Origin of the sequence: Ekhidna sp. (assembly GCF_965228795.1) — a bacterium.
In the GTDB taxonomy this organism is placed as follows: Bacteria; Bacteroidota; Bacteroidia; order Cytophagales; family Cyclobacteriaceae; genus Ekhidna.
On sequence record NZ_OZ245839.1, the window covers coordinates 838,058 to 852,056 of the forward strand.

16 protein-coding genes are annotated in these 13,999 nt (G+C 41.7%); 8 read left to right on the forward strand and 8 right to left on the reverse strand.

All coding sequences use genetic code 11. From position 1 onward, the window contains the following. From ACQK2H_RS03855 to ACQK2H_RS03870, 4 genes are read left to right on the forward strand one after another with little or no spacing between them, the layout of a single operon-like run. Positions 1 to 1,659 carry a S41 family peptidase gene (locus ACQK2H_RS03855; RefSeq protein ID WP_425390153.1) on the forward strand — a complete coding sequence of 553 codons (1,659 nt, stop codon included), beginning with the start codon at positions 1 to 3 and terminating at the stop codon, positions 1,657 to 1,659. Position 1,660: 1 nt separating this feature from the next. Further along, complete coding sequence (gene tsaB / locus ACQK2H_RS03860) at positions 1,661 to 2,341, forward strand: tRNA (adenosine(37)-N6)-threonylcarbamoyltransferase complex dimerization subunit type 1 TsaB (protein ID WP_425390154.1); 681 nt, start codon at positions 1,661 to 1,663, stop codon at positions 2,339 to 2,341. Positions 2,342 to 2,343: 2 nt separating this feature from the next. After that, on the forward strand, positions 2,344 to 2,853 hold the full coding sequence (locus ACQK2H_RS03865; RefSeq protein ID WP_425390155.1) for a DUF2480 family protein: 510 nt from the start codon (positions 2,344 to 2,346) through the stop codon (positions 2,851 to 2,853). Next, the gene (locus ACQK2H_RS03870) at positions 2,807 to 3,424 is read left to right on the forward strand and encodes a YfiT family bacillithiol transferase (protein ID WP_425390156.1); all 618 of its coding nucleotides are present in this window, start codon (positions 2,807 to 2,809) and stop codon (positions 3,422 to 3,424) included. The genes ACQK2H_RS03865 and ACQK2H_RS03870 overlap by 47 nt, the downstream gene beginning before the upstream one ends. Before the next feature lie 106 nt (positions 3,425 to 3,530). Here the strand turns inward: ACQK2H_RS03870 and floA are convergent, their stop codons facing one another. The 3 genes from floA to proS are packed head-to-tail and all read right to left on the reverse strand — an operon-like array spanning position 3,531 to position 6,501. Next, the gene (floA, locus tag ACQK2H_RS03875; RefSeq protein WP_425390157.1) at positions 3,531 to 4,556 is read right to left on the reverse strand and encodes a flotillin-like protein FloA; all 1,026 of its coding nucleotides are present in this window, start codon (positions 4,554 to 4,556) and stop codon (positions 3,531 to 3,533) included. A 5-nt stretch (positions 4,557 to 4,561) separates the two neighbouring features. Continuing rightward, the gene (locus ACQK2H_RS03880; RefSeq protein ID WP_425390158.1) at positions 4,562 to 5,032 is read right to left on the reverse strand and encodes an NfeD family protein; all 471 of its coding nucleotides are present in this window, start codon (positions 5,030 to 5,032) and stop codon (positions 4,562 to 4,564) included. Next, on the reverse strand, positions 5,032 to 6,501 hold the full coding sequence (gene proS / locus ACQK2H_RS03885; RefSeq protein WP_425390159.1) for a proline--tRNA ligase: 1,470 nt from the start codon (positions 6,499 to 6,501) through the stop codon (positions 5,032 to 5,034). Before proS ends, ACQK2H_RS03880 begins: the two co-directional genes overlap by 1 nt. A 130-nt stretch (positions 6,502 to 6,631) precedes the next feature. Here proS and ACQK2H_RS03890 point away from each other — a divergent pair, with 130 nt between their 5' ends. Together ACQK2H_RS03890 and ACQK2H_RS03895 are read left to right on the forward strand one after the other, a co-directional pair. Beyond that, on the forward strand, positions 6,632 to 7,885 hold the full coding sequence (locus tag ACQK2H_RS03890; RefSeq protein WP_425390160.1) for a hypothetical protein: 1,254 nt from the start codon (positions 6,632 to 6,634) through the stop codon (positions 7,883 to 7,885). A 23-nt stretch (positions 7,886 to 7,908) separates the two neighbouring features. Then, positions 7,909 to 9,432 (forward strand): OmpP1/FadL family transporter, encoded by a 1,524-nt coding sequence (locus tag ACQK2H_RS03895; RefSeq protein WP_425390161.1) that lies wholly within the window; start codon positions 7,909 to 7,911, stop codon positions 9,430 to 9,432. On the opposite strand, the gene ACQK2H_RS03900 is transcribed toward ACQK2H_RS03895, so the two are convergent. The 5 genes from ACQK2H_RS03900 to ACQK2H_RS03920 form a co-directional block, all read right to left on the reverse strand. Continuing rightward, positions 9,429 to 9,896 (reverse strand): shikimate kinase, encoded by a 468-nt coding sequence (locus ACQK2H_RS03900; protein ID WP_425390162.1) that lies wholly within the window; start codon positions 9,894 to 9,896, stop codon positions 9,429 to 9,431. The two genes, ACQK2H_RS03895 and ACQK2H_RS03900, sit on opposite strands and share 4 nt — an antisense overlap. Continuing rightward, positions 9,893 to 10,987 (reverse strand): BT_3928 family protein, encoded by a 1,095-nt coding sequence (locus ACQK2H_RS03905; RefSeq protein ID WP_425390163.1) that lies wholly within the window; start codon positions 10,985 to 10,987, stop codon positions 9,893 to 9,895. Before ACQK2H_RS03905 ends, ACQK2H_RS03900 begins: the two co-directional genes overlap by 4 nt. 96 nt (positions 10,988 to 11,083) lie before the next feature. Continuing rightward, positions 11,084 to 11,311, reverse strand: coding sequence for a hypothetical protein (locus tag ACQK2H_RS03910; RefSeq protein ID WP_425390164.1), 228 nt, complete (start codon positions 11,309 to 11,311; stop codon positions 11,084 to 11,086). Next, entirely contained in the window at positions 11,301 to 11,519 is a 219-nt protein-coding gene (locus tag ACQK2H_RS03915) for a hypothetical protein (RefSeq protein ID WP_425390165.1), read from the reverse strand. Before ACQK2H_RS03915 ends, ACQK2H_RS03910 begins: the two co-directional genes overlap by 11 nt. A 26-nt stretch (positions 11,520 to 11,545) precedes the next feature. Beyond that, positions 11,546 to 12,088 (reverse strand): DUF1599 domain-containing protein, encoded by a 543-nt coding sequence (locus tag ACQK2H_RS03920; RefSeq protein WP_425390166.1) that lies wholly within the window; start codon positions 12,086 to 12,088, stop codon positions 11,546 to 11,548. Between the two features lie 105 nt (positions 12,089 to 12,193). Here ACQK2H_RS03920 and folP point away from each other — a divergent pair, with 105 nt between their 5' ends. Further along, on the forward strand, positions 12,194 to 13,027 hold the full coding sequence (folP, locus tag ACQK2H_RS03925; protein ID WP_425390167.1) for a dihydropteroate synthase: 834 nt from the start codon (positions 12,194 to 12,196) through the stop codon (positions 13,025 to 13,027). Then, positions 13,024 to 13,887 (forward strand): diadenylate cyclase CdaA, encoded by an 864-nt coding sequence (cdaA, locus tag ACQK2H_RS03930; RefSeq protein WP_425390168.1) that lies wholly within the window; start codon positions 13,024 to 13,026, stop codon positions 13,885 to 13,887. The genes folP and cdaA overlap by 4 nt, the downstream gene beginning before the upstream one ends. The last annotated feature ends 112 nt before the right edge of the window (positions 13,888 to 13,999 follow it).

A 13,999-nucleotide genomic window follows, 5' to 3' on the forward strand; every position in this document is an offset into this window, starting at 1 on the left:
ATGAGTAGAAAAGCTAGAATAATCCTTCCTTCCATTATCATTCTTTTAGTAACGGTAGCGGCAGTAAAGCCCCCCACCGATCGATACTTTGAGATCCTGAAAAACCTCGACATTTTCGCTACCCTGTTCAAAGAAGTGAATTCGCACTATGTTGATGAAATCAATCCAACTACTTTGATGAAGGCCGGCATAGATAATATGCTGGAAACTCTGGATCCCTATACAAACTACATAGCGGCAGACGACATTGAAGCATACCGCATGATGACTACCGGCGAGTATTCAGGCATTGGAGCAGTGGTAGAGCGAAAAGATGGTGTGAGTACCATCGTTATGCCGTATGAAGGATTCGCAGCTCATGAAGCAGGACTAAAAGCAGGAGACGAAATCCATGCCATCAACGGTATACCGCTGGAAGGTAAATCTCAGGAAGAGGTGAGGTTCCTAATGAAAGGACAATCCAACTCTGAAATCACATTGACTATCAAGCGATTCGGGCAAGATGAGTTGTTTGATGTGAATGTAAAGCGAGAAAAAATTGCTGTAGACAGTGTGCCATATGCCGGAATGGTTACTGATGATATTGGTTATGTAAGGCTAACAAGCTTCACACAAAATGTGGGGAGATCCATCGGAATCAAGGTACTTGATCTAATGGAAGAGGGTGCTGATAAAATTATTTTGGATCTTAGAGGTAACCCCGGAGGACTGCTTCATGAAGCGGTCAATGTTTCCAATGTTTTCATAGAGAAAGGAAGGAAGATTGTGACGCAAAAAGGAAAGGTTCGGGCCAATGACTGGACATACAATACGCTGAATGATCCGGTTGATTCCAACATTCCAGTGGTTGTATTGACGGATAATGGAAGTGCATCTGCATCTGAAATCGTCTCAGGCGTGATGCAGGATTATGACAGAGGAGTACTTATTGGTCGAAAGACCTTTGGAAAAGGTCTGGTGCAAATAGAGCGACCGCTTTCCTACGATGCAGTTGTCAAGATCACAACAGCTAAATACTACACACCGACCGGAAGATGCATTCAGGCGATCGATTACAGCAATAGAAATGAAGATGGAAGTGTTGGAAAAATTCCGGATTCATTGAAAAATGAATTTTACACACTCAATGGTCGAAAGGTGTATGACGGAGGTGGAATCGATCCGGATGTAGAAGTAGAAAAACTGGAGTTTGCCCCGATTACTAAAAGCCTACTCAAAAACGATCACCTTTTTTATTACGCCACCGAATACTATTACGCGAATGAAGATTTGAATCCTGAATCACCGGATGATTTACGTTTATCAGATGCAGATTATGAAGCTTTCAAAAAATGGCTGTCAGGCCGGGACTTTGACTATGTGACACGAGTGGAGCAGGAAACAAAAGATCTCATTGAAATAGCTAAGGAAGAAAAGAAATATACAGTGCTTAAGAGCTATTTTGATAGCCTTGAAAAAGCTACTCAGCATAATAAAGAGCGGGATCTTGAAACCTTCAAAGAAGAAATCGTTATGCTCTTAGAGCAGGAAATTGCCGGTCGCTATTTCTATGAACGAGGAATCATAGAATCAACTTTCGGGAAAGATCCGGATATTCAGGCGGCTATTACGGTGCTTAATGATACCGCTAAATATCGGGCAATTTTAAACCCTAACTAACTTGGCGCTCATACTCAGCATAGAGACTTCCACTAAAGTCTGCTCTGTTGCTTTGCATAGAAGTGGGGAACTCCTGGCTACCCAGTCACATCAGGTAGAAAAATCTCATTCTTCGCTCCTTCCGGGCATAGGGTTGGAGGTTTGCAAAGAAGCGGATGTCACGTTCAATGACCTGGATGCTGTTGCGGTATCCGCAGGGCCCGGATCTTACACCGGACTTAGAATCGGGGTATCTACAGCCAAAGGCATCTGCTACACACTTAAAAAATCGTTGATAGCTATTCCTTCATTGGATGTCATGACTGAAGCGGTTCGGGGAAAATTTCTTGGTGATCACTTACTGTGCCCCATGATGGATGCCAGGCGAATGGAGGTCTATACTCAGCTTGAGGATCAGGACGGAAAGAAAATATGGGATTTACAGCCAAAGATTCTGGATGAGCAGTCATTTAAGGAGTTTGAGAAACCACTTTATCTATTTGGAGATGGAATGCCCAAGTTTCGTGAAATCGTCGATCAGGATAATTTGATTTTCATAGATGGCATATTTCCGGACGCACAAAATATGGGTCGTTTGGCTTTTGAGAAATACCAAAACGAAACATTTGAAGATGTTGCCTACTTTGAGCCTAATTATTTGAAAGAATGGCGAACTACCACTCCTAAAAAACAGTTGCTGTAACAATGGAGGAAATAGTCAACAGAGTTGCCAAAAGCCCACTAGTATCAATTGACCTTGAAGAGTTTTTACACAAGGGTGAATACACCGTATTTGATGTAAAAGACACCCTTTATGAGGGTATCATTTTACGTGAAAAGGATTTTAGAAACTTTTTGAAAGAAAACGACTGGTCTGAGTATCAGGGTAAAAATGTCGGCCTTATTTGTACGGCTGATGCCATTGTACCCACCTGGGCGTATATGTTGCTCGTAACCAAAATCAAGGAATTTGCCAATGTGGTAACTTTTGGAAATGAGGAAGCCATCGAAAAGGCATTGATTGATCAGGCTATTGAAAACTGCCTGGCTGCAAATGAACTGTCAGACAAGAAAGTGGTAATCAAAGGCTGTGGTAATGTGAAGAACATCGAATATGCATACACCCAAATTACTGCAAAGCTATTTCCCATTGTAAGCAGCCTGATGTATGGCGAACCTTGCAGTACTGTTCCTATCTTTAAGCGAAAAAAATAACCTACTTGTGGATATCGATATTTTAAAATACCCTGTTGGGAAGTATGAAGCCCCGGCAGAGATCACCGAAGAAGTATTCAATCAGTGGATTGAAACCATTCGAAGCTTGCCTGAGCGAGTAAAGAAAATGGTGAGCAACTTATCTTACGATGAGCTAGAGCTACAATATCGTCCGGGAGGGTGGAATGTAAAGCAGGTCGTTCACCATTTGGCAGATAGCCATATGAACAGCTTTATTCGATTTAAGTTGATACTTACAGAGGATAATCCTACTATCAAACCCTACGATGAAGCGGCATGGGCCAAAACTGCTGATGCCGATAATGAAGACATTATGGAGTCGATTGATATACTTGAAGGGCTGCACAAAAGATGGGTAACACTTCTTAGCTCTTTAAAAGAGGAGCATAGGAAACGAACGTATTTCCACCCGGAATACGACCGTGAGTTTACCCTTGAGTGGATGTTAGGACTTTATGATTGGCACTGTAAACACCATTTGGCACATATCAAACAAGCCATAGAACTAGAAGGTGAGTTTACTCCTGAGAAGGTAGAAAACAATCAATAAAGAAAGAATCTGTACTTCGTGGAGATCCCGAAAAAGCCAGAATCATAGATAAATAAAAAGCCCCTCAGATATTATCCAAGAGGCTTTCATCTAGGTTAGTTATGGTCTAGTCTTTTTTCTTGGATCCGCCTTTTTTGCTTCCTGATCCTGCAATTGAGCTTCTCATATCGGTATCGGCTTCAATATTCTGGAACTTATAGTAGTCCATGATTCCGAGGTTACCGCTTCTGAATGCTTCAGCAATCGCTTTAGGAACTTCTGCCTCAGCTAGAATTACTTTAGCTCGTGCTTCTTGTGCCTTAGCTACCATCTCCTGCTCTTCAGCTACGGCCATCGCTCTTCGCTCCTCTGCTTTCGCTTCCGCTACCTTCAAGTCAGCAGATGCCTGATCTGTTTGCAGTTTAGCTCCAATGTTTGCTCCTACATCTACGTCGGCGATATCAATGGAAAGGATTTCAAATGCGGTACCAGCATCCAACCCTCTTTGTAGCACCAGCTTTGATATTTTATCCGGGTTTTCCAACACCTCCTTGTGAGTAGACGCGGAACCAACAGAGGTTACAATACCTTCACCTACCCTTGCAAGGATCGTTTCTTCACCTGCTCCTCCAACCAATTGCTGGATGTTTGCACGAATAGTGACTCTCGCTTTGGCTACCAACTGGATACCATCCGCCGCTACAGCTGCTACAGATGGCGTGTTGATTACTTTAGGGTTTACTGAAATTTGTACCGCTTCAAATACATCTCTTCCGGCAAGGTCAATAGCAGTAGCCTGCTTAAATGTTAGGTTGATGTTTGCTTTATCGGCAGAAATCAATGCTTTGATAACCTGAGGCACATTACCACCTGCCAGGTAGTGAGTTTCAAGTTCTTGTGTCTTAAGTTGCCGTGGGGCACTTTCTTCTGTTTCCTGAATCGTCAGACCTGCTTTAGTTGCTGTGATTAATGAGTTTACCACGATTGATGGTGGCACTTTTCTGATTCGCATGAAAACAAGCTCCAAAAGCCCAACTCGTACTCCGGAGAAAATAGCTGTAATCCAGAGATTGACCGGAACAAAGTAGAGGAAGATAAAAAAGAGGATAATTCCCCCTACAATAAGTAATATGAGCATAACGCTGCTACCCATGATATTTAGTTATTTACAGGTTGTACAAAAATTTTTGATGACTCTATTCTTAAGACCTCAATTTCTACATTTTCACCGATAAATCCACCATTAGACCTTACTTCTATTTCCTGATCGTTGAAGATGGCTTTACCTACAGGTTTCAATGATGAAACAGTCATGCCTTTATCACCAGTATTTAATTCAAATTTATAATCGTCGTTGTATTTGCCGGTCATGGTGCCTTTCAATGAAAATCGCTCCCATGATCGTCCTTTGAATGCAAAAATCAACGCAATGACATTCAGGAACAGGCCTCCAAGGAGTATTAGAGTACCTGTAGTAGCTCCAAAGTAGTCATACCCTAAATAGATGCAATATGCAGAAAAAATGAATCCGAGTATGCCTACTACCGTAGTACCCGGCACAAAAATGATTTCAGCCACGATTAGAAACGTGCCTAAAAGCATCAGACCAATAATTATTAACCACTCCATTAATATGCTTTAGCAAATAAAACCTTGCCTTTCGAAGGCTTGCCTGTAAAGATACACGTTCCTTCTTCCATTTCACGGTGTAAAGGAATGCAGCGAATGGTTGCTTTGGTTTCCTCCTTGACTTTATCTTCTGTCTCTGCTGTTCCATCCCAGTGTGCATAGACAAATCCTTGCTCCACTAGTTCTTTAAACTCATCGTAAGAATTCGCTTCCCTGGTATTTTCCTCACGGAAATTTTTAGCCTTGTCGTAGATGTTTTTCTGAATGTCTTCCAATAAGTGAGTCACATGATCCACTACTCCATCAATAGGGTGAAATGCTTTTTCTTTCGTATCCCTTCTGGCTATTTCTACTGTACCTTTTTCTAAATCTTTTGGACCAACAGCCAGACGAACGGGCACCCCTTTCAGTTCATACTCCGCAAACTTCCATCCCGGCTTATGCGTGTCTCGGGTGTCAAATTTCACCGAGATGCCTTTTTCTTTTAGTTGTGATACGATCGGGGAGACCACTTCTTCTATTTGAGCTAGCTGCTCGTCTTTAAAGAAGATTGGGACAATCACGACTTGAATTGGAGCCAATTTTGGAGGAAGTACCAATCCATCATCGTCAGAATGAGCCATAATCAATGCGCCCATTAACCGGGTGCTGACTCCCCAGGAAGTTCCCCACACCAATTCTTCTTTTCCTTCTTTGGTTGCGAACTTCACATCGAATGCTTTAGCAAAATTCTGTCCCAGGAAGTGCGAGGTGCCCGCTTGAAGTGCTTTACCATCCTGCATCATCGCTTCGATACAGTAGGTATCAACGGCCCCTGCAAAACGCTCGCTCTCCGTTTTTACTCCCTTAATTACCGGCATGGCCATAAATTCTTCAGCGAATGTTGCGTAAACATCCAGCATTTGTCTGGTTTCATCAATGGCTTCCTGCTTAGTGGCATGTGCTGTGTGGCCTTCCTGCCAAAGAAATTCGGCAGTTCTTAGAAATAATCGGGTTCTCATTTCCCATCGCATCACATTGGCCCACTGATTCACGAGAATCGGAAGGTCTCTGTATGATTGTATCCAGTTTTTATAAGCGTCCCATATTACGGTCTCAGAGGTTGGGCGGATGATCAGTTCTTCTTCCAATTTCGCTTCCGGATCAACAATCACACCCTTGCCATCTTCATCATTTTTAAGTCTGTAATGGGTGACTACTGCACATTCTTTTGCAAACCCTTCTACATGATCTGCCTCTTTGCTTAAGAAGGATTTTGGAATTAATAGGGGGAAATAGGCATTTTCATGCCCGGTATCTTTAAACATTTTATCCAGCGTTTGCTGCATCTTTTCCCAGATGGCAAAACCGTACGGTTTGATGACCATACAGCCCCTTACAGGTGAATTTTCGGCCAAACCGGCCTTTTTTACCAATTCATTATACCAGAGTGAGTAATCTTCTGAACGAGATGGAATAGCTTTAGCCATGAATAAATGTTTCTTTTTGGTATGGAGTTTGCTCCTTTAGTAAATAAGATTTTATAAGGGACGCAAATATAGCGGAGGTATAGAACAGAGAGCCCTTGAGAATCGTTAAATTAAACAAAGGAGGATCGTCATGAGACATTATTTAAAAAACACACTGGTTTTCATCTTAGGATTTACCGTGATCGGAGCGTTCGGTCAGGAGTACGATGACTTGTACTTCACTAAAAAAGATCGAAAGAAAAAGAAGCAGGTGGAAGTTGCTATGACTGATCCTGCAAATGAATCAAGAGAATATATTGGCTCGGATTTTCAATCCGATCAAAGCGATGAAGATCTCAGCTTTCTGGGTCGGCAATTCAAGGAGACCAATCCTCATCTAGAGGGAGTTAGCGAGGAATCTCTGGATTACTATAAACCGGAAAAAACGCAGGAAGATTACATCAATGCTGAGCAACAGGAGCAACAAAATCCAAACTTCAGCAATCCACAATCTTCTGTTCATTTCAATGATGGAAGCGTTTATGATAACAATGGCAACTTTAGTGACGCTAATGGACAGCAGCCTGTCATTATCAATAATTATTACAATGACAATTGGAACACCTGGAACAGATGGAACCGACCAGGATTGAATGTAGGTTTTGGATGGAATAGCTGGGGTGGAAACTTCTGGTCTGTTTCATACGGAAACGCATGGGGTAACCCTTGGTATGATCCATTTTGGGATCCATGGTGGGGCTGGAATGCATGGGGTCCAAGATGGGGCTGGAACACAGGATGGGCATGGAACGCCGGCTGGGGTTGGGGTGGAATCTATGATCCTTACTGGTGTGCACCTTACAGAGGAATTTACAACAGACCTGTCTATGTAGTTGGAAGTGATCGCCGTGGAAGAAACGTTGTGAGGGGAGCTCGGAATTCCCGAGGGTCTGTTGCAACCCGATCTAGCAGATCTTCTTCAGGTAGAAGAAGTGGTGTAGCCAGTGAAGGAAATGTGAGTAGCCGTCAAGTGAATTATAATAGGCAGCAGGCAGACTATTTGAATAGATCAAGAAGTAACACTCGTTATAATTCGAATACATCAAGAGGTGCAGAGACGATTAATTCACGAGCTAGCTCAAGAAGTTCGATCTTTAATAACTCAAATAATAGCAGATCTAATACGAATAGTAGCTTCAGCAGACCAAGCACCAATACGCGCTCAAGGTCGTATACTCCGCCTGCATCATCCAGGGGAAGTAGCAACAGAAGCTATACACCTAGTAGATCGTCCAGTTCCAGGAGCTCAGGCTCTGTAAGTAGAGGGAGGTCTTCGAGCAGTAGATCTTCTGGTTCAAGGTCTTCGTCCGGAAGATCAAGCTCAGGACGAAGAGGTGGCAATTAATTAACATTCATTGCAAAAAATAAATGAAAAAGAAACTTACCATACTCTTGTTTTCGCTGATAGGTTGTTCAGTTATATCTAATGCGCAGTATTACGAGGATGCATTACGCTTCAGCAATGCCAATTATGGATTGGGAAGTACAGCTCGAATGCAGGCTGTGGGGGGTGCACAGATAGCACTTGGTGGCGATATTAGCTCAGCGGTTTCAAATCCTGCCGGGTTAGGATTCTATAACAAAAGTGTATTTGTTTTCACCCCTTCATTGGATTTTGTAAATGCAAACACTGAATATGGAATTTTCAGATCAGATGGAGTTGAGCGTCATGGTTCAGAGGAGACCTTCAAGAATAATTTCAACTTCGCCAATATTGGTACGGTAATCAATTTTAATAAAGGCCGCTTTACCGATGATAAATTCAAAGGAGGATCACTTGCAATCTCTTTGAGCAGAAACAATACATTTCATCTCGATCGAACGTATGAGGGGCCGAATGGCTACAACTCAATCGTTGACAACATTTTGCAAGGTGCTGGGAATATACCGGTTGATGATTTAAGTGAACTGGGTTATGCAGCCTATGATCAGTTCTTAATTACCCCCACGCAAAATGGATATGGTGCCTTTGTTGGAGGATACCCGATACAACGGGAGACAATCAAAGAACAAGGTTCTCATTACCAACTAAACATGGCATGGGGAGGAAATTATGATGATATCTTCTATTTCGGTGGCGGAATGGGTGTGCAGATTTTGAATTACAGACAAGAGCGTTTTTATGAAGAGTTTGATTTTTTGCAAGGAGGTTCTGATCTGGATTCTTTGAATGCTATTTTCATTGATGACGAAATCAGTGTAAGAGGTTCCGGAATAAATTTCAATGCTGGAGCAATCTTCAGACCGGCACCTTTCCTTACAATTGGAGCATCATATACATCACCATCCTTCATGTCACTGGATGAGGAGAGTTTCATTGATTTGGAGGCAGATTGGGATGCAGGGACGACCTATACAGAAGAAGTAGACGGTGAGCAGGTGACCTATGATTTAGCCAATATCAATCCTTATCAAAGCGATTTATTTGTTAACCAATATAGGTTGAGAACACCTTCAAAAGTGGGTGTTGGAGCTGCTTTGTTTGTGGGAAAGAGCGGGTTCCTATCCGGTGACCTAGAGTTTGTTGACTATAGCAGAGCCAACCTAAATTCTGATGATTTCTCGACTTCCGTAGATAATGATATCATCAACGAAACGTATGAATCTGTGATGAATGTGCGCGTAGGGGGTGAATATCGTTTTGATAATTTTAGACTAAGAGCGGGCTATGCGTATTTTCCTGATCCGGTGAAAGATTCAGGTTTATCGGACAGGGAGAATATTACTTTTGGCTTTGGATACCGAACATTCGATTACTTCATAGATTTTGCGGTGGTTTCCAGCAATCAGCAGCGGCAGGCGGTCCCTTACTTCATTGATAATGATCAGCCGGCAGCTACTTCTGATATAAACAATACCACTGTTTCGGTGAGCTTTGGCTTCAATTTTTAGAAAAGCGAAATAAGATCTTTGTATTTCTGAATGGTATGGTCAGCTTGATTATACCATTCTTTTCTTTTATCCAGTAAGTTTTCGAGCGTATTGCTTTGCATCAATGGTCGGGTGGTGTCTTTCTCCAGTCGTTGATGGATTTCTTCAATTGGGGTATTTACATAAATGATTGTGCCTGCATTTTGCATGGTTTCCATGTTATTAAAAAAGCATGGAGTACCACCACCTGTGGCCATTACAAAATCCTCGAGCTCATCCAGTACTTTTTCTAAATGCAGTTTTTCTAATTGTCGAAAATGAGCTTCCCCTTTCTGTTCAAAAATTTCTTTGATTGCTAGTTTGTTAGCCTTTTCAATATCCTGATCCAGATCTACGAACTGAACCCCCAGGTGAACAGCTAAGTCCAATCCCATGGTAGTTTTACCTGCACCCGGCAGCCCTATCAAAAAGATTTTTTGACTCACTGCTGATTTAGTATTTCAATCACATCATCTGCTAGCGGTGTGTCGTTGTAGTGCCACTTAGCCAACACAGTTCCGTCTTTAAGCAATAAAATACCCGGATTGGATCGCACCATGGTTTTTAAAACGGTAGCATCCGCAAAAAAGTAAGGAGCGGCTAATTGATTCTTATGACGGAAGGCTTCAAACTTTTCATATCCGGACGAAGTAAGAATCCAGGTGTCAAATCGAGGGTTTTCATATGTCAGATTCCTGATTCGATCAATTTTATCAAGCGATGTTTTTTCAACCTGGTGAATGATGATCACCAATTTGGTGCCGGACAGAAGCTCATTGGTATAATCTTCATCTCCTTGCCAAACATTCAAATCCGTAATCTTGGCGGCTGCATCTGGGTTCATCAATGTGGCTTCCACATACTCATAGCCTTCCTCAGAAGGGTAGGTCTCAAACTGATACGTTTCTCCATCTTTTTCCATGATATACATGTACTTCAGTGGCTCAGAGTTCTTCATTAAAGAAGGCAGATGATTGCCCACCTTGTACGCTCTGAAATCAATAAAAGGAAGGTGAAGGATGGCGTAGATGGCCAGACCCGTAAAAACTACAGTGGTTCCGATCACTTTTACTTCACTAAACACCGGGCTAAGCATCGGTTTATAGCTATCCTTTTTCCAGAAAATGATTCCAATCAAAACAAGTAGAATAATGTCCTTATAAAACGATTGCCAAGGGGTTAACTTAATAGCGTCACCAAAACATCCACAGTCAGTTACTTTGTTGAAATAAGCAGAATAGAAGGTGAGGAACGTAAAGAACACAATCATGGCAAGCAGAATCCATGAAGTGATTCTCATTCGATAGCCAATGATTAACGCAACCCCCAACACTACCTCGAGCACGCTTAGTACTACACTCAGGAAAAGAGCAGCCGGAACAAACCACTCAAAGAAGGGTGCAATGTCGGCTGCAAAGACCTGAAAATATTCCTCAAGCTTAATCGCTGTTCCTACCGGATCGTTTACCTTAATGGCTCCCGAAAAAATGAAAAGGGCACCCACAGCGTATCGTGCGAATTCTTTAATGATGTTCATTGGTTAATCTCCTTAATCAATTGTTTAATTTCTTTATCACTGACCGTTTCCTTATCAGATTTATCGTAAATGGATAATAGGTAGATTTCATTATCATTATCTATCAAGTAGGATAACTCGTCCGCCTCCGCTTTTACCTGATCCTTTACTTTTTATGCTGATCCTGACCTTACGAACGTTATTTCCCAGGCCTGCACCAAGCTTGGGATCATCAATAAGTAGCCTTTTGAGTTTTAAAATATCCTCAGGAAGAGACTTATGTTTTTTTGCTAGTGCCTTGAACTCACGATCAAATCGTGAGGTAGTGAGAATTTCATAGCTCATTTAGAAATTCATCAAGTGTTTTTTTAGGAAGCTTCCCCTCTTGCATCAACTTAACTTCTTTAAATGCCTGTGTCAGCGACTCCTTTAGTTCGCTATACTCCTTGTCATGGCGAAGTTTCTTTTGTAGAGCTTCCCATTCTTTGATAGGTATCTGAACGGCAGTTCGCTTACCTTTTTCATCCTGAAGATATTGCACTGTGAAATCCATATTCAAATATACGAATCAATCAGTTTTTATGATTCTTTCAATTTAATCAAACAAAAAACGGAGTAATTGATCATGTCCTGATAGTTGGCATCAATTCCTTCCGAAATTAATGTCTTTCCTGCATTGTCCTCTATTTGCTTTACTCGCATCAGCTTCATCAAAATGATGTCAGTCATGGAGCTAACGCGCATGTCCCTCCATGCTTCTCCATAGTCGTGATTTTTAGCAGTTAATAAGCTTCTGGTATCATCGGCTACCTCATCATACATGGGCTCCAGTTTTGCAAATGGAATTTCCATTTCTTCTGTTCCATTGAGCTTCATTTGAATGATAGCAATGATGCAATAGTTGATGATTCCGATGAATTCATTGGAAATATCTTCGCCTACTTTGTTTTCACCTTTCTCCTGAATGGATCGGATGCGTTGGGCTTTAATAAATATTTGATCGGTAATGGAAGGCAGCCTTAGAATTCTCCATGCAGTCCCATAGTCTGTGGTCTTTTTTGCAAAAATCTCCTTGCATTCAGAAATGATTTCTTTGTATTGCAGTTCAGTCTCTTTTCTCATTTTTTGTGCACTTTCCAGGGCTGTCGATAGTCCACAGTTCTCTATTTTTGAAACAACTGTTGACTGAAAGCTGTCGACTATTGACGTGAAAGCAAAACTAATCCATTGAGCCCCAAACATACTATCAATATTAGAGGAGAAATTATTGACCTATCCACACCGAAAGTGATGGGGATCATTAACTTAACTCCAGATTCTTTTTTTAAAGGAAGTAGAAAAGTTGATTCGGATGAGATCCTCCGCACAACAGAAAAAATGCTGGAAGAAGGAGCCAATTTTTTAGATGTTGGGGGCTATTCGTCCAGACCAGATGCTGAGGATGTTTCAATTGAAGAGGAGTTGGAGCGAGTGGTTGATCCTATCAAAGCGATCATCGATCGATTTCCTGAAGCCATTATCTCTATTGATACGTTCCGTTCAGAAGTAGCAAGACAAGCCGTGAGTGCTGGCGCATCTCTTGTGAATGATATTTCGGCTGGTCACCTTGATGATAAGATGCTGTCTTCAGTGGCAGAAATGGGTGTTCCATACATAGCCATGCACATGCGTGGAACTCCTCAGACAATGAAGAAGTTGACTAATTACAGTGATTTGCTAAATGAAGTGATGAAATATTTTTCGTCCGTTATTAGTGATTGCAACCAGTTGGGAATTAAGGATGTCATAATAGACCCGGGGTTTGGATTTGCAAAAACCGCCGAACAAAGTTTTGATTTGCTCAACAAGCTGAATCATTTTCACCACCTTGATCGGCCACTGTTAGTGGGTGTTTCACGCAAGTCCATGATCTACCGAACACTGAATTCGACCGCTGAGGAAGCTTTGAATGGTACGTCGGTATTAAATACCGTAGCTTTGTTAAAAGGTGCACAGATTTTGCGGGTGCATGATGTAAGAGAGGCTGTTGAAGCGGTTAAACTTGTAAGTAAACTGAGTTGATTTTAGGATTTCAAATAGGATTTTTAGATATCGGCTGGAAGGATATTTTGGATATTCTTCTTGTGACATTCCTATTGGCTCAGGTGTACAAGTTGATGAAGGGAAGTGTAGCGATCAAAGTATTTGTTGGCTTCTTGTCCATATACCTGATTTACCTGGTGGTAAATGCCCTTCAAATGGAGCTATTAAGTACCATTTTAGGTCAGTTCATGGGAGTTGGGGTGCTTGCAGTAATCATTCTTTTTCAGCAAGAAATTAGAAAGTTCTTATTGCTGGTTGGCCGAACGAATATTTTCGAAGAAGGTAAATTTTTTAAGAATGTTCGGTTCTGGTCACAAAATGGGAAAGCAAAGCGTGCCAACATTACACCTATTGTAGAGGCCGTAAAGTCATTGGCAGGATCAAATACCGGAGCACTGATTGTGCTTTCGGAGGATTCTCCTTTAAAATTCTATGCTGAGTCAGGAGATGCAATGGATTCTTTGCTCTCTAAGAGATTACTTCTGGCAATCTTTAATAAATACAGCCCATTACATGACGGTGCTGTTATTATCCATAAAGATCGTATTGTAGCTGCACGATGCATCTTGCCTGTTACTGAAAGAGATGTTCCTGCGCAATACGGATTGAGACACAGGGCAGGTCTGGGAATGTCAGAAAACACAGAAACGTTTATTATTGTCGTTTCTGAGGAAACAGGCCAGATATCAGCCATGCAAAATGGTGAAGTGTTCCACAACATTTCCGCCCAGGAGCTCAGACGTCAAATCAATCAATACCTCAACGAGCCGAAAGAGCTCAAGAAAGAGAAGGAGAAAAAAGAAGAGCCTCAGCTAGAGGTAAAAGAAGAGGTCGCTTAAATACCCTACTGACCCCCTCTATCATCTTTCATTTCGCTATAAAAAACTATCTACTCTATTTAAACCCATAAAATTTTCAAATTCAGTATCTTAACTGAATGTCCAGAGTTAG